This is a genomic window from Riemerella columbina DSM 16469, from assembly GCF_000374405.1.
In the GTDB taxonomy this organism is placed as follows: domain Bacteria; phylum Bacteroidota; class Bacteroidia; order Flavobacteriales; family Weeksellaceae; genus Riemerella; species Riemerella columbina.
On sequence record NZ_KB894272.1, the window covers coordinates 1 to 2,123 of the forward strand.

General features: G+C 29.7%; 3 protein-coding genes. All 3 read left to right on the top strand.

The genetic code is table 11. The features are described from left to right. Nucleotides 1-113 precede the first annotated feature (113 nt). The 3 genes from C237_RS0110365 (at nucleotide 114) to C237_RS0110375 (ending at nucleotide 2,014) form a co-directional block, all read left to right on the top strand. Nucleotides 114-1,067: a replication initiation protein gene (locus tag C237_RS0110365; RefSeq protein WP_018676418.1), complete on the top strand. Its 954-nt coding sequence runs from the start codon at nucleotides 114-116 to the stop codon at nucleotides 1,065-1,067. A 68-nt stretch (nucleotides 1,068-1,135) separates the two neighbouring features. After that, nucleotides 1,136-1,723, top strand: coding sequence for a ParA family protein (locus C237_RS0110370; RefSeq protein ID WP_018676419.1), 588 nt, complete (start codon nucleotides 1,136-1,138; stop codon nucleotides 1,721-1,723). A gap of 51 nt (nucleotides 1,724-1,774) precedes the next feature. Beyond that, complete coding sequence (locus C237_RS0110375) at nucleotides 1,775-2,014, top strand: hypothetical protein (RefSeq protein ID WP_018676420.1); 240 nt, start codon at nucleotides 1,775-1,777, stop codon at nucleotides 2,012-2,014. The last annotated feature ends 109 nt before the right edge of the window (nucleotides 2,015-2,123 follow it).

Here is a 2,123-nt window from a genome sequence, read left to right on the forward strand (position 1 = left end):
ACGAGTTTTTATAATGAAAAAACGAGTTTTTATAATGTTATTACGATATGTAAAAACGAATATCGTGTATTTATCTCGTTTTTAGTATATTTGCAAAAAATAAAATAATATTTATGGAACTAATAGATATCAATACAGAGGATAAAACTATTATGCAACATAACTCTATTACCTCTGGACGCTATGATTTTTCAGCGTGTATGTTAGATGTTTTGTTTATGGTATTAGCTTCATTGGAAAAAGATAAATTAGTGTATACAATCCATACTGGAGATATTGAAGCTATTACTGGTAGAAATTGGAACATAGAGCAATTAACAAAGTCTACCGAAGCAATGCTTACAAAAATGTTTGAAATAGAAGATAGCAAAAGCTATATTCAATTTGTTTTGTTTCAATATTTCAAATACTTAAAAGGACAACGATCAATTGAAGTAAAGTTATCGGAGATAGCGCTCCCTTATTTTTTTGAATTAAAGAATAACTTTACTGCAATGCAATTGAAATCTGTTTTAGGTTGCTCTTCAAAATATGCAAAAAGGTTGTATAGTATCGCTTGTCAATGGCGTTCTGTTGGAAGTAAAAGATTTGAAATAACAGAGTTAAAGAAAATGCTTGGCCTAATAGATAAAAAAGGGAATGAGCAATATGAAAGAATATCCGATTTTAAAAAATTTGTATTAGACATAGCCAAAGACCAAATCAATGAAAATACGGATATAGATTTTGATTATGATCTAAAAAAGCGTGGGCGTTCCTATCATTGGGTTACCCTTCATTTTCAGAATAGACAATTCAAACAATTAGAATTTGATTTTAATAACCCAATCAATATAGACCTATCCATTGAAAAACAAAAATTTAAATCTAACATAATGGCTTATGGACTTACAGAAAGTCAAGCCTCTATCATTATTGAGAACACTACTCTGACCCAATGGGATGAGATTATAAAAAACCTTAACAATAGTGTAAGACAAGGAAAAATAAAAATAGATAATAGTGTTGCCTATCTCATAGGCGTATTACAGAACATGGGTAAACTACCAAGAAAATCAGAGAAATAAAAGATATTTGTCTCTCTAAATAAATTTAATTATTTTTGCTATAAAAATATAAATATAGTATTATAGCAATGCCAAAATTTATTCTATCAACACACCAAAAAGGAGGTGTTGGAAAATCTACTCTAACATTTAATCTTGCCTGTTCTCTTACTTCACAAGCAAAAGTTGCTGTTTGTGATTTAGATCCACAAGGAACATTAGCAAGTCTGAAAAATTTATCCGAAATTCCTATTTACAGCAATAAGGATTTAGAAACGCTCAAATCTTCTGATTACGATTTTATATTTATAGACACACCGCCTTATCTCACAAATGAGCTTCCAGGTCTGCTTAAATTTATGGACGCTATAATTATTCCAACGAAAGTAGGATTGGCTGATTTTATGGCGATCTCCAAGACAATTGAAATTATAGAAAACTCCGGAAAAAGTAATAAGGCTCTTATCGTCCTCAATATGATAAAACCAAATACAAAATTAACTGATGAAATGAAAGGAAGCCTTCAAGATGTTCCTGTCAAAATAGCGGATACTTATATTTCCGATTTAGTGGCTTTTACTCGCTCTCTGGCTATAAATGGTACGGATGATACAAAGGCTCAAACTCAAATAAACAACCTATTGATGGAGGTTTTGACTATTTTAAGCAATCAATAAGTAAACTATAAAAATATATTACTATATAAATATAAAACTATAATTATAGCAATGAAAAAAAAGACAACAGAAAATATGTTTGAGTTAATTAATAAAGCTAAAAACAGTACTCAAACACCTATGCAAAATGAAAAAAATGGGGTAGTAAAACCCGTGACCAAGGGAACATTCATCTACATTGAAGAACATAAACTAATTGAACTAAAAAAAATGGCTGCAGAAAGAAAAACAACTCTCAAAGAATTGATAAACGCTGCTATTGATGAGATGTATTTTAACAATTGTATATGAATCCTCATTATAATTCAGACACTATCCCTTAAAGTGTGTAAGTTAAAAAGAGATGCTTAGGTTTTTAGAGTCTTAGTCTTTGGTCAAATATAAGCATAAATTGGTTTAA

Coding starts and splice junctions, on each gene's coding strand:
- C237_RS0110375 (WP_018676420.1), top strand. CDS start 1,775: ATGAAAAAAAAGACAACAGAAAATATGTTTGAGTTAATTAATAAAGCT.
- C237_RS0110365 (WP_018676418.1), top strand. CDS start 114: ATGGAACTAATAGATATCAATACAGAGGATAAAACTATTATGCAACAT.
- C237_RS0110370 (WP_018676419.1), top strand. CDS start 1,136: ATGCCAAAATTTATTCTATCAACACACCAAAAAGGAGGTGTTGGAAAA.